The organism is Priestia sp. TGN 0903 (assembly GCF_050846855.1).
GTDB lineage: Bacteria > Bacillota > Bacilli > Bacillales > Bacillaceae_H > Priestia > Priestia zanthoxyli.
The window spans coordinates 1-14458 of record NZ_JBOZGL010000002.1 but is presented as its reverse complement, the minus strand read 5'-3'; the positions used below and the strand labels follow the sequence as shown (position 1 = coordinate 14458).

The following is a 14458-nucleotide window of genomic DNA, read 5'->3' as shown; positions in this document are numbered from 1 at the left end:
TTTATCTTATCACGTTTTGGATCTAAAGAAAAAGAACTTGCTAAAACAGCTTACACTGATTTACTACAAGTTCTACTTTTTAACTATATAATTTCAACCGTAAAGGTATTCCTCACTTGATGACTTTCTTCTTTAGATTTCATCAGTTCAATCGTAACAGTATGAGATCCTTTTGGAAGATCACTTAAAACAAAGGCTGCTTGCTTCATTTCTTTAAATGGTTTTCCATCTACTGTGATTTGAAGGAATCCACTCTCTGTTGAAAATGAAAACCCGCTTAGAATACATTCGACGTATACGTTCTGTCCTTTCACATGCTGGTGTACCATCAGTGAAGGTTTTGTATTCATTGCACCAAACGTTTCAGCTGCCCGTGGTTGAGAGGAAGTTTTAGTCTCAGGTTTTGGTTTATCATGGTTGCATCCTAGCAGAGAAACTACACATAAGGCCGTCGTTAATAGTAAGCGCATAATACCATTCCTTTATCATTCGTTTCTCCATAGTGTTTACAAACTCTTTATTTTTACTCATGACGTGCAAAAATCTCTGCATCGCTATGTATGCAGAGATCATTGATTTTTCATGGATTGAAACATATGAAACATCATGTTTGCCATTTGAATCGAATTCGAAAACTTTTCAACTTTATGAGGAATGGTTTGTTTGTAGTAGTGTTTGGATTCTAATTCAAATTTCTCCAGTTCTTCAGGATTCCTAGATAAACGCCGGTACCACATTGGCTGTTCACGAACGAAGTCGTTGAGTTTAGGACGAGACTGCATATACTCGTATATATCTTTTCTCATTGCGTTTAATCTTTCCTAAAGCCAAATGGATTCCCTGGCCCGGAAGCTGCTCCTCCACCGGATGGCTTAGATGGCTGAAATTGTTGCAGTACTTGTTGAATATTCGAAATAGCGGAATTTACATTTGTGATATGATTTTGCATTTGATTCAAGTCCATGTTTTTCAGCGAGGATACGATTGTACCCATAATATCTTTTTTCTCCTCTGTGGTAGCAGCTGGTTCAGCCTTTTCACTTTCTTCTGAACGATATGCCTCCCACATTGGGTCTTCTGCACCGAATAAATACCAATCTTCATAAAGCTCTTTCCACGTTTTTTGCTGCTTTCGAACCTGTTCTACTAATTTGGGATGTGATTTTACAAATTGTTTAAATTCCACAACGGACGGATGAAGCTCTCGTTTGGTTTCCTTCACAGTCACTCACCTCATACTTAAATATAGCCTACTATATCTTAGAAAAAGAGAGCTCGTTTCGTGCGCCTATTTCAAAAATTTTTTATAGCTGTTTTTTTGAAGAAGCACGAACTGTGAACCAGTATGTAATGAAAATAGATAAAATGCTTAGCCAAAATGTAAAATAACCAATTTCAGACATATACGCATTGAGCATGCTGTATCTTGGCATCATAGAAAAAACGTAATCAATGATATCATTATGTACGGCCCATACAGCGGCAACCGCTACATGCCATAACTTAATCCGGTAAAACGGTACGTATAAAAGCCCTTGAAAAGCCATTGCTGCATGAGAAGCCATTAACATAAGCATCATCCAATCAATGTATCCTGTTAACACATAGACCAATACATTCATTATAACGGCCCAAATCCCGTATTTAAACAGCGTGACCATGGCTAAAGCTTCAAATAGTGAAAAATGTTTTCCGAGTAAAAGACCGATAAGTACGATAACAAAAAACAAGCTTGCCGTTGGACTATCAGGTACAAATAATAAAAACTTCTTAGGTGTTTCCGCTAATTGACTCCCATACCAAATATATCCGTAGATTGTTCCTAGTATATTTACAATCAGCAAAAGCGTTAAAAAACGCTTATCTTTTAAGGTATACCATAACCAAGCCATTCAGAAAGTCTCCTTTACATTTAATCTCTTCTTTATTATGTACAGTTTTTGGACAATAGCAAGCACCTATCTCATTGATATAAACCACAACATTAAATAAATTCAAAAAAAACCAGCCTTTTGGCTGGTTTTCATTATTCTTTTCCTAAGTTTCCGACAAACTCCGAGAGCGTTTTCAATTCTTTATCTGAACCTTTGAAAACACCTTTTGGCATATTGCCTTTACCATTTTTTGCGATATTGGCGATTTCTTCAGGAGATAAATCAATTCCTGTTAAAGCCGGAGCCGCAGGGCCTCCCTGTAAATTATCACCATGACAGGTCAAGCACGTTTGCTTTTGCATAATTTTGTAGCCTTCTGAATTTTTGTCAATCGCTACTTCTTCTCTAATTTTCCCTTGCTCTTCACGTGCTTTCCAATCTACCTGTGTCGCTGACTGCCACGTTAGGAAAAAGACTGCTGCTATAGCCAGAAGCATGAATCCTGTCGCAAACGGTCTCTTAGCCGGTCTTCTTTCTGGTCCGCGATCAATGAAAGGAGCAAGCATTAATGCGCCAAATGCAATCCCAGGAATAATAAATGCACCTATAATATTATATGGACCAGAAGCAAATGAATATTTAAGCAATTGATATAGGAACAAAAAATACCAGTCGGGAAGAGGCAAGTACCCCGTATCAGTCGGATCGGCAATACGTTCAAGCGGAGATGGATGAGCGATGGTTAAACATAAATAACCAATTAAAAAAACTGCTCCTACCATCCATTCTTTTAGTAAAAAGTTTGGCCAGAATGCTTCTGTTTTCCCTGGAAATTCAGAGTAATCTTTTGGAATATTGGGTTTTCGTTCTGCAGGAACACGTGAATCTCCAACAAACTTCATCCCTTTACCACGATGCATGTTCTCCCTCCTTTTTCTCACTGTTCTAGTGAAAGTACTAACAACGGAGTATGTGCTTGATGCATATGATGACTAGTGTGATTGACTAATTGAATAAAGCGTATAAACTTTTATAGTGGTCCTGAAATTCCTTGTTTACGAATCATTAAGAAGTGGGCACCCATTAAGCCAAGCAGGGCTCCGGGTAAAAAGAATACGTGAATGGCGAAAAAGCGAGTTAGTGTTTGAGCACCAACGATGTCTGGATGTCCTGAGAGTAATGTCTTCACTTGCTGGCCTATAATTGGTGTGGATTCAGCAATTTGCAAACCTACTTTCGTTGCAAATAGCGCTTTCATATCCCACGGCAACAAATAACCTGTAAAACCTAAACCTAACATAACAAAGAAAATTAACACACCCACAATCCAGTTTAACTCGCGGGGTTTTTTGTATGCTCCTTGGAAGAAAACACGAAGTGTATGTAAAAACATCATGACGATAACCAAACTTGCTCCCCAGTGATGCATACCTCGAACAATTTGTCCGAAAGCGACTTCATTTTGCAGATAATAAACGGATTCCCATGCATTTTTTATATCTGGTACATAATACATGGTCAAAAACATGCCTGATAAAATTTGAATAACGGTAACAAAAAACGTCAATCCACCAAAACAATACACAAATGCTGAAAAGTGATGTGCAGGATTTACGTGTTCTGGCACTTCATGATCGGCCACATCTCGCCATAAAGGAGTAATATCTAGCCGTTCATCCACCCAGTCATAGATTTTATTCAACATTTTCTATGCCCCTCCTTGTGGTTTGGCTTTTCCTAGATATAACGTACCGCCTTTTACCTTTTGAACGTATACATCTAACGGTCCCATCGGTGGTGTCCCCGGTACATTTTTACCGCTTTTTTCATACATTCCCCCATGACAAGGGCAGTAGAAACGATGTGGATAGTTTTTGTCACCAGCCCAGTTAACCGTACAGCCTAAATGCTTACAAATTGGTGACAGCGCGACGATTTCACCTTTATCAGTTTTGTACACCCAAGCCGATCTTGGTTCTTCTGATTTATGCCACGCATCCACTTGCTTGATTTTAAAATCGACACGTTTCGGCTCTTTTGTAATGTCTTTAACCTGCGCTACAGCTACTAAATCCTGACCCGCTTCTTTTTCCAAAATTGGATCTACTGCAAAGCGCACCATTGGCATTAACATTCCAGCAGCCATAAATCCCCCTACACCAGTGAGCGTATAGTTTAAAAACTGTCGTCTTGATACCCGATCACCCATGCTTTTCCCCCCTTTAAAAAAGTTCAGTCCAGAGAATTTTGGACACATGATGGACCATTCTATTAAACTAGGACATAATCATGATATATTAATATTTCTGGAAGGTCAATACAATAAAAACCTAAAACATGGAAATAATCTTTATTTTTCTAAATTTTTCGTCATTTTTTTGTTTGCGCTTCCATTGCTTATTCTACAGCCTTTTTAAACACTCCATTTCTCTACAAAAATCGGCAGGAGCTGTTGGACTTGTTCATGTATGAGCGTATACTTATGCGAGTCGTCTATATGCTCAAGCGGTAAAGCAGGTATCCAAATGCAGTGAGCCCCTATTTCTTTTTCATACTGCAGCCAATCTCGGTCGCTAGTAAGCACAAAAAGATGTTTGACTTCATTGTCATTTATATGCTCATTCCAACGAAGTAATGTTTCATAAACAGCAGCTACTCCATCTTTTTTTAAGTATGTAAAACTAGGTGTTAAAATCACTCTTCCTTTAAATTGTCTCTCTAACTCTTCAGTAAGAGCAGTCGTATATTCACTCATAGATGCAGTAAGCTTTAAATCTTCTCCGAAATCAATAGGAATGAGTGGAACCAATACGGTATCAACATAACTTTTGGATTGTAAATACACATCCATTTCCTTCGCCTGCAGCTTCAACTTTCTTCTCCTCTCAGCAAGCTTGCTAAGGCTTGTCTTATTTATTTTTCAAACTGAATAAGGAGATAAAAAAAGAGATTGACCTTTTTCTAAGAAGCTAGCCAATCTCTCGTTTATCTACTGTACATAATGGTTATTTAAATATTCGCTTAAGCGCTGAAATTCCTCTTTATCATTTTCATCTAATGCTTTATCAATTAGTTCCATGATTTTTGATCGTTGAAATTTCTGAATAGATTCTTCCAATATTTGCTCAGCTAATACTCTGTCTTTTTCATTTGTTTGATTAGCTTTTGGCATATACGGATTGTCTTCCAGTACAGCCACATATTGAGGCGATGAATACAACGATCGGAAGTTTAATTGAATATAAATGTCTTCTTCTCGATTCAAACGAATATCATGAAATGATTTTTCTGCATCGGTTGTCATGATATTTTCTTTATAAAAACGAAATGGAGGGTCTTCCACACAGTGCGTAGACATCACCATCCCGCGAGGACAAAACTGTGCTTGCTCAACGAAGTGAACTCGTTTCATCAATTGATCATGGCTCATCAAATAATTTAAAATCCATACACATTCTCTGCGCTTCAGCTGATAATTCGTTAAAAACCAGCGAACAAATTCTTTTTTCTCGTTGACAGTAACAGGGGTCGTCATATTCTCACTTCCCTCCTCTGTGTTTAAACTCTCAGTTAAAACACCTTTTACAGTTATTTATTCCACACGGCAGCAATAAAATCCTCTGAACTATTATTTATTCTTCTAATTGAAATAATATGTCTTGAATTTCATCTACTGTTGGATCCATGGCTAATAAAGCTTGGAAAATCCCCTTCGCTTTCGAGCGCTGTCCTTCTTCTAATAAGAAATAGCCATACTCTTCTAAAAACGCATACTCTTCTTTAAAAACAGTATATGCAGATTCGTAGTATTTTAGCGCTTCTTCATAATTTTCTAATTCCTGATAAGCTTTTGCTAAATCCCATTCAAAATGAGGGTCATGCTCATTATATTCTTTGGCGTGCTCGATATTCTCTACTACATCTTCATATCTCTCTTGACTCATATAAAGTTTAGAGAGAGTTAAAATAGCTTCAATGTACCCTGGATCTAGTGCAATCGCTTGTTGAAACGCCGATTCAGCCTCTTCTTCTAGACCGCGCTTTAATGCTATTTTACCTTTAAAAAAGTAAAGTTCTTTTTGAAATTCATCCTGCGCAATACCTTCGTTGACAGCCACCGCAGCCTCTTCTAGCATCTCTTCATGTTCATATGACTTTGCTAAATATAAATAAAGAGAATGGTACTCACGGTCTAACTCTTTTAGTTCTGTAAACTTTTCAATAGCGGTCTGATAATGACCTGCTTGATACGCTGAAATCGCATATTCAAATAGTGTGTTAATCTCAAGCTTATCTTTTAACGCTTGATCAAAGTAAGGAAGCGCTTCTTCGAACTGGCCGATACCTGCTAGACTTTCAGCTAATCGCTGACGAAGATCCGTACCGTTAAATTCTTTTTCTGTTTTTAGCAGCGTTTGATAAAAAGGAATTGCCTTTTGATAAATTCCTTGACTGCTGTAAAATTCACCGAGCCCAAAATCGATAACCGGCTCATTTGGAAGCATTTTTTTCGCTTCCATTAACTTTTGCTCACTTACTTCACTAAGGCCTTGCATTTGATATAAGTCAGCTACAAGAAGCAGAGCTGGCACGTAATTATCGTCTTCGCTGCTAATTTGATTTAAAATATGAATGGCTTCTTCTTCTTCTTCTAAATCAATAAGCATTTCAGCTTTTAATAAATACAGCTCGCCTTCTTCTGGGTATTTAGCGATGAGCTCGTCTATTAAAGGCAGCGCATCATTTACTAGTCCCCACTCCTGCAGCTGTTCGGCCATTAAAAACTTTTCTTCGTCTGTAGCTTTATCTTTCAATTCATGAATAAGGGCAAGACCTTTTTCAATTTCATTGGATTCTACGTAACCTATCGCGCGGTCTAGTTCTTTCACACACAATTCTCCTTTATTATTACATTCACTTTTTATATAAAAATAAAACGAATTAATTTTCTATTTTTCCAAACTCAAAGCAAGAACACATGCTTCTATACACAATGATAAAATAGTTTGAGCGTTTGTTCAACAAATCAATTTGAATACGCTTACATTTTTTTAGGTAAAAACGAGATTGAGACATGAAACCTTCGTTCACCATCTCAATAAAAAATCCGAACGAGTTTGATTTTTCATCAACAATATCAATTCCTCGTTCGGATTTCCCTTCAACCAAAATACGTTTGTTCCAGCCTCTTCCTTATTGGCTTAGCTCATCAAGATCTTCAAAAAAAGTAGGGTAGGAGACGTGAATGGCATCACTTCTCTTTAGCGTTACCTCTCCCGTTGCAATGGCTGCTGCGACCGCAAGCATCATTCCAATTCGATGATCTCCGTAGCTGTCTACTTCCCCGCTTTGTAAAACCGTCTTGCCTTCGATAATAAGTCCATCAGGTGTTGGCGTAACAGAGGCACCCAGCTTGCTTAGCTCGGTTGCAACCGTATCGATGCGGTTCGTTTCTTTTACTTTTAGTTCTTCCGCATCTTTAATCACCGTTTTCCCAGTTGCCTGAGTCGCCAAAAGAGCGATTACCGGAATTTCATCAATTAAACGAGGAATTAAATCGCCCCCAATTTCAACCCCTTTCAACTGAGACGTTTCAATCGTCAAATCGCCAATAGGCTCTCCATTTTGAATACGTTCATTGGAAATTGTAAGGCGTGCACCCATTTGCTGAAGCACATCAATAATACCTGTTCTTGTAGGATTGAGTCCGACGTTTTTCAAAACGATTCGGCTGTTTGGAACAATGGCTCCTGCAACAAGAAAGAATGCAGCTGAAGAAATGTCTCCAGGGACGTACACATCCGTTCCGCGCAGGGATTGTCCCCCTTCAATACTTACAGTCGTTCCATCTACCTCTACGTCTACTCCAAATGCTCGAAGCATACGCTCGGTATGGTCGCGTGATGTAAAAGGCTCGGTTACTTTTGTTGTGCCTTCGGCATGAAGTCCCGCTAGTAAAATCGCCGATTTTACTTGTGCACTTGCTACAGGAGAATGGTAATGAATTGCTTTTAATGCTCCTCCTCTAGTAGATAAAGGCGTATATTGGCCATGCTCACGCCCATCAATCTTTGCACCCATAGAGCGCAGCGGCACCGTAACACGGCTCATTGGACGCTTGGCAATCGACTCATCTCCAATTAGAGACGTATGAAATGGCACACCGGCAAGAATCCCCAGCATTAAACGAGTAGTTGTTCCTGAATTTCCTACATCTAAGATGGAAGTAGGTTCACTTAATCCTTCGATACCTTTACCTTCCACTTCAACGTACTCGCCTTCTCTTTTAATCGATACGCCCATCTTTTCAAAACAAGAGATAGTACTTAAGCAATCTTCACCTGCTAAAAAATGATTAATCGTAGTTTTCCCTTCTGCCATCGCTCCGAACATCACAGCTCTGTGAGAAATTGACTTATCCCCGGGAATAGAAATTTCTCCTTGAAGAGATGAAAGATTCGTTTTTAATGGTTTTCCACTCATTTCATTCACACCTTTCGTACATTAAGAAATAAACGTCTGATATTGATGCTGATGGAGACACGCTCTTGCCCGCTTTCTATCTTCCTCTGTTTGAAAGCTCAAACGTAATACTCCGTATATATCTTCTCGTGTTTCTAAAATTCGAATGTTTGTAATACTGATTTCATCTTCTGCTAAATAACCGGTTACTTCTGAGATAATACCCGGATAGTCAGGAACATCCACATAGAGATCATAAAAGGATGGAATCGCTCCTTTGGTTCGTACAGGAAGCTGATCTCTAAATTGTTTCGCTTGTGAAAAATATGTATAGATATCATTCGCATCTTTTCGTTCGATCATATTTCGCACGTCGTTCATTTCTTCAAGCCAGTGGTCAAACATTGAAAGAAGCGCATCCTGGTTATGAAGCAAAATATCTCTCCACATCGCTGGACTGCTTGAAGCAATACGTGTAATATCACGAAACCCTCCAGCCGCAAGCTGCGAAACTAGCTGATTGTCTTGTTGGTAATATTCTGCTTGATGAACAAGGCTTGCAGCAATAATATGTGGAAAATGGCTAATGACACCTGCTAATTTATCATGTTCTTTTGGTGACATTACAATAATTTTAGCTTTTGTACCACTTAGCAATTCCTTTAAGCTGTTTAAAGCCTCCGAAGAAGTAGAAGATGAAGGTGTTAATACATACATTGCATTTTCAAATAAATGAGCTTTAGAAGCAGCTACTCCGCTTTTATGAGACCCCGCCATTGGATGACCCCCGATAAACTCAATGCCTTTAGAAATAAGAGCCTCGGCTGTCTTCACTACTTCTTCTTTTGTACTTCCTACGTCTGTTACGATGACAGACTGTTTGAGCGTAAAATGTTCGAACTGTTTTAGCACTTCCGCTGCTTGGGTGACCGGAATGGCAATAACAATATAATCCGCTTGCTCAGCGCCTTGTTGCAAAGAAGAAGCCGCTTGGTCAATTACGCCTAGAGTTTTAGCGAGCTCCAGCTGCTCTTGATTAATGTCAAAACCTATTACATCAAGATGATGATGCGTCTTTTTTATATTAAGTGCAAGAGATCCTCCAATTAATCCCAAGCCTATAACAAAAACATTTTCTTTCACTTTCCTTCACCTCATTGTGCATATGAAGATGAGAGTGTGAAATCACACTCTCATCTTTTACTATATTAGGTATTAAACTTTCGCCGTTTCTTGGGTAACAAACTGCTGAAGCAATTCAATGATTTGTTCATTTTGTTCTTTTGTTCCCACCGTAATACGAACGGAAGTTGGGAAGCCTAATGCATTCCCTGAACGAACGATAAATCCGCGCTGCAATAAAAATTGAAACACTTCATCGCCTTGACGGCCAAAATCAATTAGAACAAAATTAGTGAAAGAAGGATAATAGTTTAAGCCATTCTTATCACAGAAAGCATAGTACTGCTGCAAACCTGCTTCATTTTTCTTTTTGCACTCTTCAATGAACGCTTGGTCTTCAAGAGCAACGATTGCTGCTTTTTGAGCCATGCGGCTTGTATTAAAAGGTTCGCGAGCCGGCTCAATTTTTTGTAGCAATGATTCGTTTGCAATACCGTAACCAATACGCAAAGAAGCTAAGCCGTATGCTTTTGAAAATGTGCGAAGTACAATTAAGTTTTCGTATTCATTCAAAAGCTCTACCGTATTCGGATAGTCGGCTTGATCTGCTGCATACTCAAAATACGCTTCATCCATAACGATTAACGTATGCTTAGGAACTTGCTTCATAAAGGAAATTAACTCATCGCCCTTCACATACGTTCCCGTTGGGTTATTAGGACTGCATACCCATACAATTGTCGTATTTTCATCAATTGCACGAAGCATAGCATTTAAATCATGATCTCCGCCGCGCAGCGGTACTTCACGAATTTCTGCACCTTCAATTACGGCATTGTGCTTATATTGAGGAAATGATGGCGTTGGCATGACAGTGTTTGTATCAGCCGATAGTAAAGCTCGGCAAATAATTTGAATGACTTCATCAGACCCATTTCCAAAAATCAGCTGATCTTGCTCTACACCTACGTGTTTTGCTACTGCTGCACGCAGTTCAGCTGCATAACCGTCTGGATAAAGCGCCATATTTTCAATTTCTGCAGCAATCGCCTCTTTTACTAAAGCAGAGCTGCCGTAAGGATTTTCATTGGATGCTAATTTTACAACGCGATCTAAATTAAATTCACGCTTCACTTCTTCAATTGGCTTACCTGGTTTATATGGAGATAAAGTTAGTAATTGTTCTTTTACCTTCACCGTGTTACACCTCGCATTTTTGTATAGGCGAAACGATGGATGCAACATACTCCTCAATTTGATTTAATCCGTCTCGGCGTGTATCCTTATTTAAAAGAACTTCTTCAAGCTGGCCAATTTTATTAACAATTGCACTTCCAATTACAATGCCGTCACTGTGTTCTTTTAATACCTCTACTTGTTCGCTTGTTGAAATCCCAAAACCGACGGCAACCGGTATAGAAGCTGCCGCTTTCACATCTTCTAAAAAGGTGCCAATATCAGCCGGCAACGTAGAGCGAACCCCAGTAACGCCTAAAGACGACACGCAGTATAAGAAGCCCGTTGCATCTGCAGCAATTTTTTGAATACGCTCTTTAGATGTAGGAGCAACCATTGAAATGTACGCAACTTCATTTTCAGCGGCAAGCTCCCGGATACGGCCACTCTCTTCGTACGGTAAATCCGGAATTAGCACTCCATCTATTTCATTTTCTCGCATTAACGCGAAAAAGGATTCTAAACCTAATTGTAACACAGGATTAAAATAGGTAAAGAGAATTACCGGTATTTTCACACCTTTTTTTCTCATCACCGATACAAGCTTAATAGCTTTTGAAATAGACATACCGCCAGATAAAGCTCTTTTGGACGCCTCTTGAATAATCGGACCATCTGCTAAAGGATCGGAATACGGTACGCCCAGCTCTAAAATAGAAGCACCTTGCTTTTGCAAAGACAAAGCAATTTCCACCGTTGCATCTTCATGAGGATCTCCTGCTGTAATAAATGGAATAAATAATGTTTCATGTTTAGGTAGTCTCGCTTCAAACGTATTCATGTTCTTCTTCCTTCCCTTCTAGCAAGTTTACTAATGTATGAACGTCCTTATCTCCTCGACCTGATAAGCAAATTAAAATGGTTTCTTCTTTCGTCATGCTTTTAGCCAGTTCAAATGCTTTTGCCAGCGCATGGGCGGATTCGATAGCCGGGATGATTCCCTCCGTTTTCGCCAGCAGCTGAAGAGCTTCGATTGATTCATCATCCGTTACACTTTCATATTCTACTCGTCCAATAGATGAAAGGTGAGAATGCTCTGGACCGATACCCGGATAATCCAAACCTGCTGAAATAGAATAAGGCTCTGTAATTTGACCATTTTCATCTTGAAGTAAATACGTGAGCGTTCCGTGGATAACACCTTTTGTGCCTTTAGCCATTTTAGCAGCATGAAGAGCTGTATTTAGTCCTTTCCCCCCTGCTTCTACTCCAATCAAGCGTACATGTTCTTCTTTAATAAAATCATAAAACATACCGATTGCATTACTACCGCCTCCGACGCATGCCACAACAGCATTTGGAAGTTTTCCTTCTACCGCTGTAAACTGTTCTTTTGCTTCTTCTCCAATAATTTTTTGGAAATCTCGAACCATTTTAGGATAAGGATGCGGTCCAATTGCCGAACCAATTAAGTAAAAATGATCTTCACAGTGTTGAACCCAGTAGCGGATTGCTTCATTTGTTGCATCTTTTAGCGTTTTTGTTCCAGAAGTTGCAGGAATGACTTCCGCTCCTAGAAGCTTCATGCGAAAGACGTTCAACGCCTGACGTTCAATATCTTCTTCTCCCATGAATACTTTACATTCCATTCCGAACTTTGCAGCTACTGTAGCTGTGGCTACCCCGTGCTGACCCGCTCCTGTTTCAGCAATAATTTTTGTTTTGCCCATCCGTTTAGCAAGTAAAATCTGTCCAATGGCATTGTTGATTTTGTGAGCACCCGTATGATTTAAGTCTTCACGTTTTAAATAAATTTTTGCCCCGCCGAGTGTTTCGGTAATATTATCAGCATATGTTAAAGCCGTTGGTCGCCCTGAGTAATTGACGAGTAAGGATAGATACTCATCTTTAAATGCCGGATCTTTCATTGCTTGATTCAAAGCTGCTTCTACTTCTTCAAGTGGTTTCATTAATGTTTCAGGTACGTATTTTCCGCCAAATTCACCAAAGCGGCCAAATTCATCAGGATGATTGTATGTCATAGTATGGATCTTCCTTTCAATCTCTATAATTTTTGTATAGTCCTTCGTTTCATTTGTTTCAATACCGCCAGAAATATCAATCGCCCCAGGCTTGTAGGGTAACAAGTTCTCAATGTTAAAAGCATTGATTCCTCCAGCAATAAAGCATTTTTTACCTAACTTTCGTGCAGCTGATTCATACTGAGGAACGAAGCTCCAATCAAAAGCGACGCCCGTTCCTCCGAATTGTTCTTTAACCTTGCTGTCAATTACATAACCGTCAGCTTCTTCATATACATGCATTTGCTGCAGCGTATCTTTATTGTGCGGGAGTGCTTTCCATACTTCATATCCACGCTGCTTTAACTCACGTACTTCAGCAGCTGTTTCTTGCCCGTGGCACTGAATCACATCTAAATTTGTCACGGAGGCAATTTCAAGTATTTGATCCACCGGTGTATTAACAAATACCCCTACTAGCGAGACTTGTTTTTTTATTTCATCCGTTACAAACTCATTTACTCGTTCAGGCTTTACATATCGTTTACTTTTAGGGTAGAAAATAAAGCCAATGTGAGTAGCAGCCGACTTTTCGATTAAAGCTATATCTTGTTTTGATCGAATACCGCAGTACTTAATAAGCATATTCACTTTCCCCAAACAGCTTTTTAATCGCTTTGGTTTGATTATCCTGTCTCATAAGCGATTCTCCTACTAAAATAGCTTTTGCTCCGGCTTCTTTTACGTAGGAAACATCATCGTATAAGTAAATGCCGCTTTCACTTACTAAAAGCTGATCTTTCGGCACGTGCTTAGCGATTTCTTTTGTCTGCTGCACGCTGGTTTCAAACGTATGAAGATTTCGATTATTAATCCCGATAATCTTCGGTGTAAATACAGCTAACAGCTGTTCAAGCGTTTCTAAAGAATGCACTTCTACTAAACAATCTAACTCTTTTTCAGCAGCTTGAAGATAAAGCTCTTGCAATTTTAATGGTTCAAGTGCTTCTCCGATGAGTAAAATAGCATCGGCACCGATTCTTGCACTTTCTTCCACTTGAATGGAATCAATGATGAAATCCTTACGAAGCACAGGAATAGAGACATGCTGTTTAATATCACTTAAAAACGTTCGGTGTCCTTGAAAATAGTGCTGATCCGTTAACACAGACAAAGCATCTGCTTTTCCTTCCTCGTAGGCTTTAGCAATTTCCACAGGCTGAAAATTCTCCTTTATTAATCCTTTGGAAGGAGAGGCTTTTTTTACTTCTGCAATAAGAGCCAGCTCTCGATTTGGATTTGATAAAGCTTCTAAAAATGATCGTTTTGTAACATTTTGCTGTTCGGGTAACTGTAGGTTTTGAATTTCTTCTTTTTTTGTTTCAATAATTTTATTGAGCATGTTCAACCACCTTTTTCGATTTCAATCGTTGTAATTGCGTGTATGCAGCACCTGATTCAATTGTTTCTAAAGCTACAGCTACTCCTTCTTCAAAAGTAGAAACGTTTCCGCTAACGTAAATAGCTGCAGCAGAGTTCAACACGACTGCATTTTTAGCAGTTATATTACTTTTATTTAAAAATAGCGATTCAATGAGCTCTGCACTCGATTTCGCGTCTTCTACCACCAAGTCTTCAAGCTTACCTCTCTGTAAGTGTACATCCTCTGGTGCAAGCGTATATTCTGTAATAACATTGTCTTGCACTTCTACAATATCCGTTACATCCGTGGCACTAATTTCATCTAAACCATCTCTGCCGGCAACAAACAGGACGTGATTAGCTCCCAGTACAACAAGCGCT

General features: G+C 39.1%; 16 protein-coding genes and 2 pseudogenes. All 18 read right to left on the bottom strand.

What is annotated here, in order from left to right; all coding sequences use genetic code 11:
- Nucleotides 1–83: 83 nt before the first annotated feature.
- Nucleotides 84–470, bottom strand: a complete 387-nt coding sequence (locus ACRPLY_RS06505) for a hypothetical protein (RefSeq protein ID WP_325077404.1) — start codon at nucleotides 468–470, stop codon at nucleotides 84–86.
- 99 nt (nucleotides 471–569) lie between these two features.
- Nucleotides 570–806 carry a YlbE-like family protein gene (locus ACRPLY_RS06500; RefSeq protein WP_013058988.1) on the bottom strand — a complete coding sequence of 79 codons (237 nt, stop codon included), beginning with the start codon at nucleotides 804–806 and terminating at the stop codon, nucleotides 570–572.
- A gap of 5 nt (nucleotides 807–811) precedes the next feature.
- A complete protein-coding gene (locus ACRPLY_RS06495) occupies nucleotides 812–1222 on the bottom strand; it encodes a YlbD family protein (RefSeq protein ID WP_034270859.1) in 411 nt (136 codons plus the stop codon).
- Between the two features lie 82 nt (nucleotides 1223–1304).
- Complete coding sequence (locus ACRPLY_RS06490; protein WP_028411492.1) at nucleotides 1305–1892, bottom strand: DUF1405 domain-containing protein; 588 nt, start codon at nucleotides 1890–1892, stop codon at nucleotides 1305–1307.
- 134 nt (nucleotides 1893–2026) lie between these two features.
- Nucleotides 2027–2794: a menaquinol-cytochrome c reductase cytochrome b/c subunit gene (locus ACRPLY_RS06485; protein WP_028411493.1), complete on the bottom strand. Its 768-nt coding sequence runs from the start codon at nucleotides 2792–2794 to the stop codon at nucleotides 2027–2029.
- A gap of 110 nt (nucleotides 2795–2904) precedes the next feature.
- Nucleotides 2905–3579, bottom strand: coding sequence for a menaquinol-cytochrome c reductase cytochrome b subunit (gene qcrB / locus ACRPLY_RS06480; RefSeq protein ID WP_013058992.1), 675 nt, complete (start codon nucleotides 3577–3579; stop codon nucleotides 2905–2907).
- A gap of 3 nt (nucleotides 3580–3582) precedes the next feature.
- Nucleotides 3583–4083 (bottom strand): ubiquinol-cytochrome c reductase iron-sulfur subunit, encoded by a 501-nt coding sequence (locus ACRPLY_RS06475; RefSeq protein ID WP_013058993.1) that lies wholly within the window; start codon nucleotides 4081–4083, stop codon nucleotides 3583–3585.
- Between the two features lie 204 nt (nucleotides 4084–4287).
- Entirely contained in the window at nucleotides 4288–4746 is a 459-nt protein-coding gene (locus ACRPLY_RS06470; RefSeq protein ID WP_028411494.1) for a YpiF family protein, read from the bottom strand.
- Between the two features lie 117 nt (nucleotides 4747–4863).
- Nucleotides 4864–5409 carry a ReoY family proteolytic degradation factor gene (locus ACRPLY_RS06465; RefSeq protein WP_013058996.1) on the bottom strand — a complete coding sequence of 182 codons (546 nt, stop codon included), beginning with the start codon at nucleotides 5407–5409 and terminating at the stop codon, nucleotides 4864–4866.
- Nucleotides 5410–5506: 97 nt separating this feature from the next.
- A complete protein-coding gene (locus ACRPLY_RS06460; protein ID WP_028411495.1) occupies nucleotides 5507–6763 on the bottom strand; it encodes a tetratricopeptide repeat protein in 1257 nt (418 codons plus the stop codon).
- A 304-nt stretch (nucleotides 6764–7067) separates the two neighbouring features.
- Entirely contained in the window at nucleotides 7068–8357 is a 1290-nt protein-coding gene (gene aroA, locus ACRPLY_RS06455; RefSeq protein WP_325077403.1) for a 3-phosphoshikimate 1-carboxyvinyltransferase, read from the bottom strand.
- A gap of 21 nt (nucleotides 8358–8378) precedes the next feature.
- Nucleotides 8379–9479, bottom strand: a complete 1101-nt coding sequence (locus ACRPLY_RS06450) for a prephenate dehydrogenase (RefSeq protein ID WP_028411498.1) — start codon at nucleotides 9477–9479, stop codon at nucleotides 8379–8381.
- Between the two features lie 72 nt (nucleotides 9480–9551).
- On the bottom strand, nucleotides 9552–10655 hold the full coding sequence (hisC, locus tag ACRPLY_RS06445; protein WP_325077401.1) for a histidinol-phosphate transaminase: 1104 nt from the start codon (nucleotides 10653–10655) through the stop codon (nucleotides 9552–9554).
- A gap of 4 nt (nucleotides 10656–10659) precedes the next feature.
- Complete coding sequence (trpA, locus tag ACRPLY_RS06440; protein ID WP_033579751.1) at nucleotides 10660–11475, bottom strand: tryptophan synthase subunit alpha; 816 nt, start codon at nucleotides 11473–11475, stop codon at nucleotides 10660–10662.
- Nucleotides 11462–12676 (bottom strand): tryptophan synthase subunit beta, encoded by a 1215-nt coding sequence (trpB, locus tag ACRPLY_RS06435; protein ID WP_028411500.1) that lies wholly within the window; start codon nucleotides 12674–12676, stop codon nucleotides 11462–11464. The genes trpA and trpB overlap by 14 nt, the downstream gene beginning before the upstream one ends.
- A gap of 30 nt (nucleotides 12677–12706) precedes the next feature.
- Nucleotides 12707–13300 (bottom strand): annotated as a pseudogene (locus ACRPLY_RS06430) (phosphoribosylanthranilate isomerase); the annotation flags it as partial.
- Complete coding sequence (trpC, locus tag ACRPLY_RS06425; RefSeq protein WP_028411501.1) at nucleotides 13290–14057, bottom strand: indole-3-glycerol phosphate synthase TrpC; 768 nt, start codon at nucleotides 14055–14057, stop codon at nucleotides 13290–13292. The gene trpC and the pseudogene ACRPLY_RS06430, both read right to left, overlap by 11 nt.
- Nucleotides 14047–14458 (bottom strand): annotated as a pseudogene (gene trpD, locus ACRPLY_RS06420) (anthranilate phosphoribosyltransferase); the annotation flags it as partial. The pseudogene trpD and the gene trpC, both read right to left, overlap by 11 nt.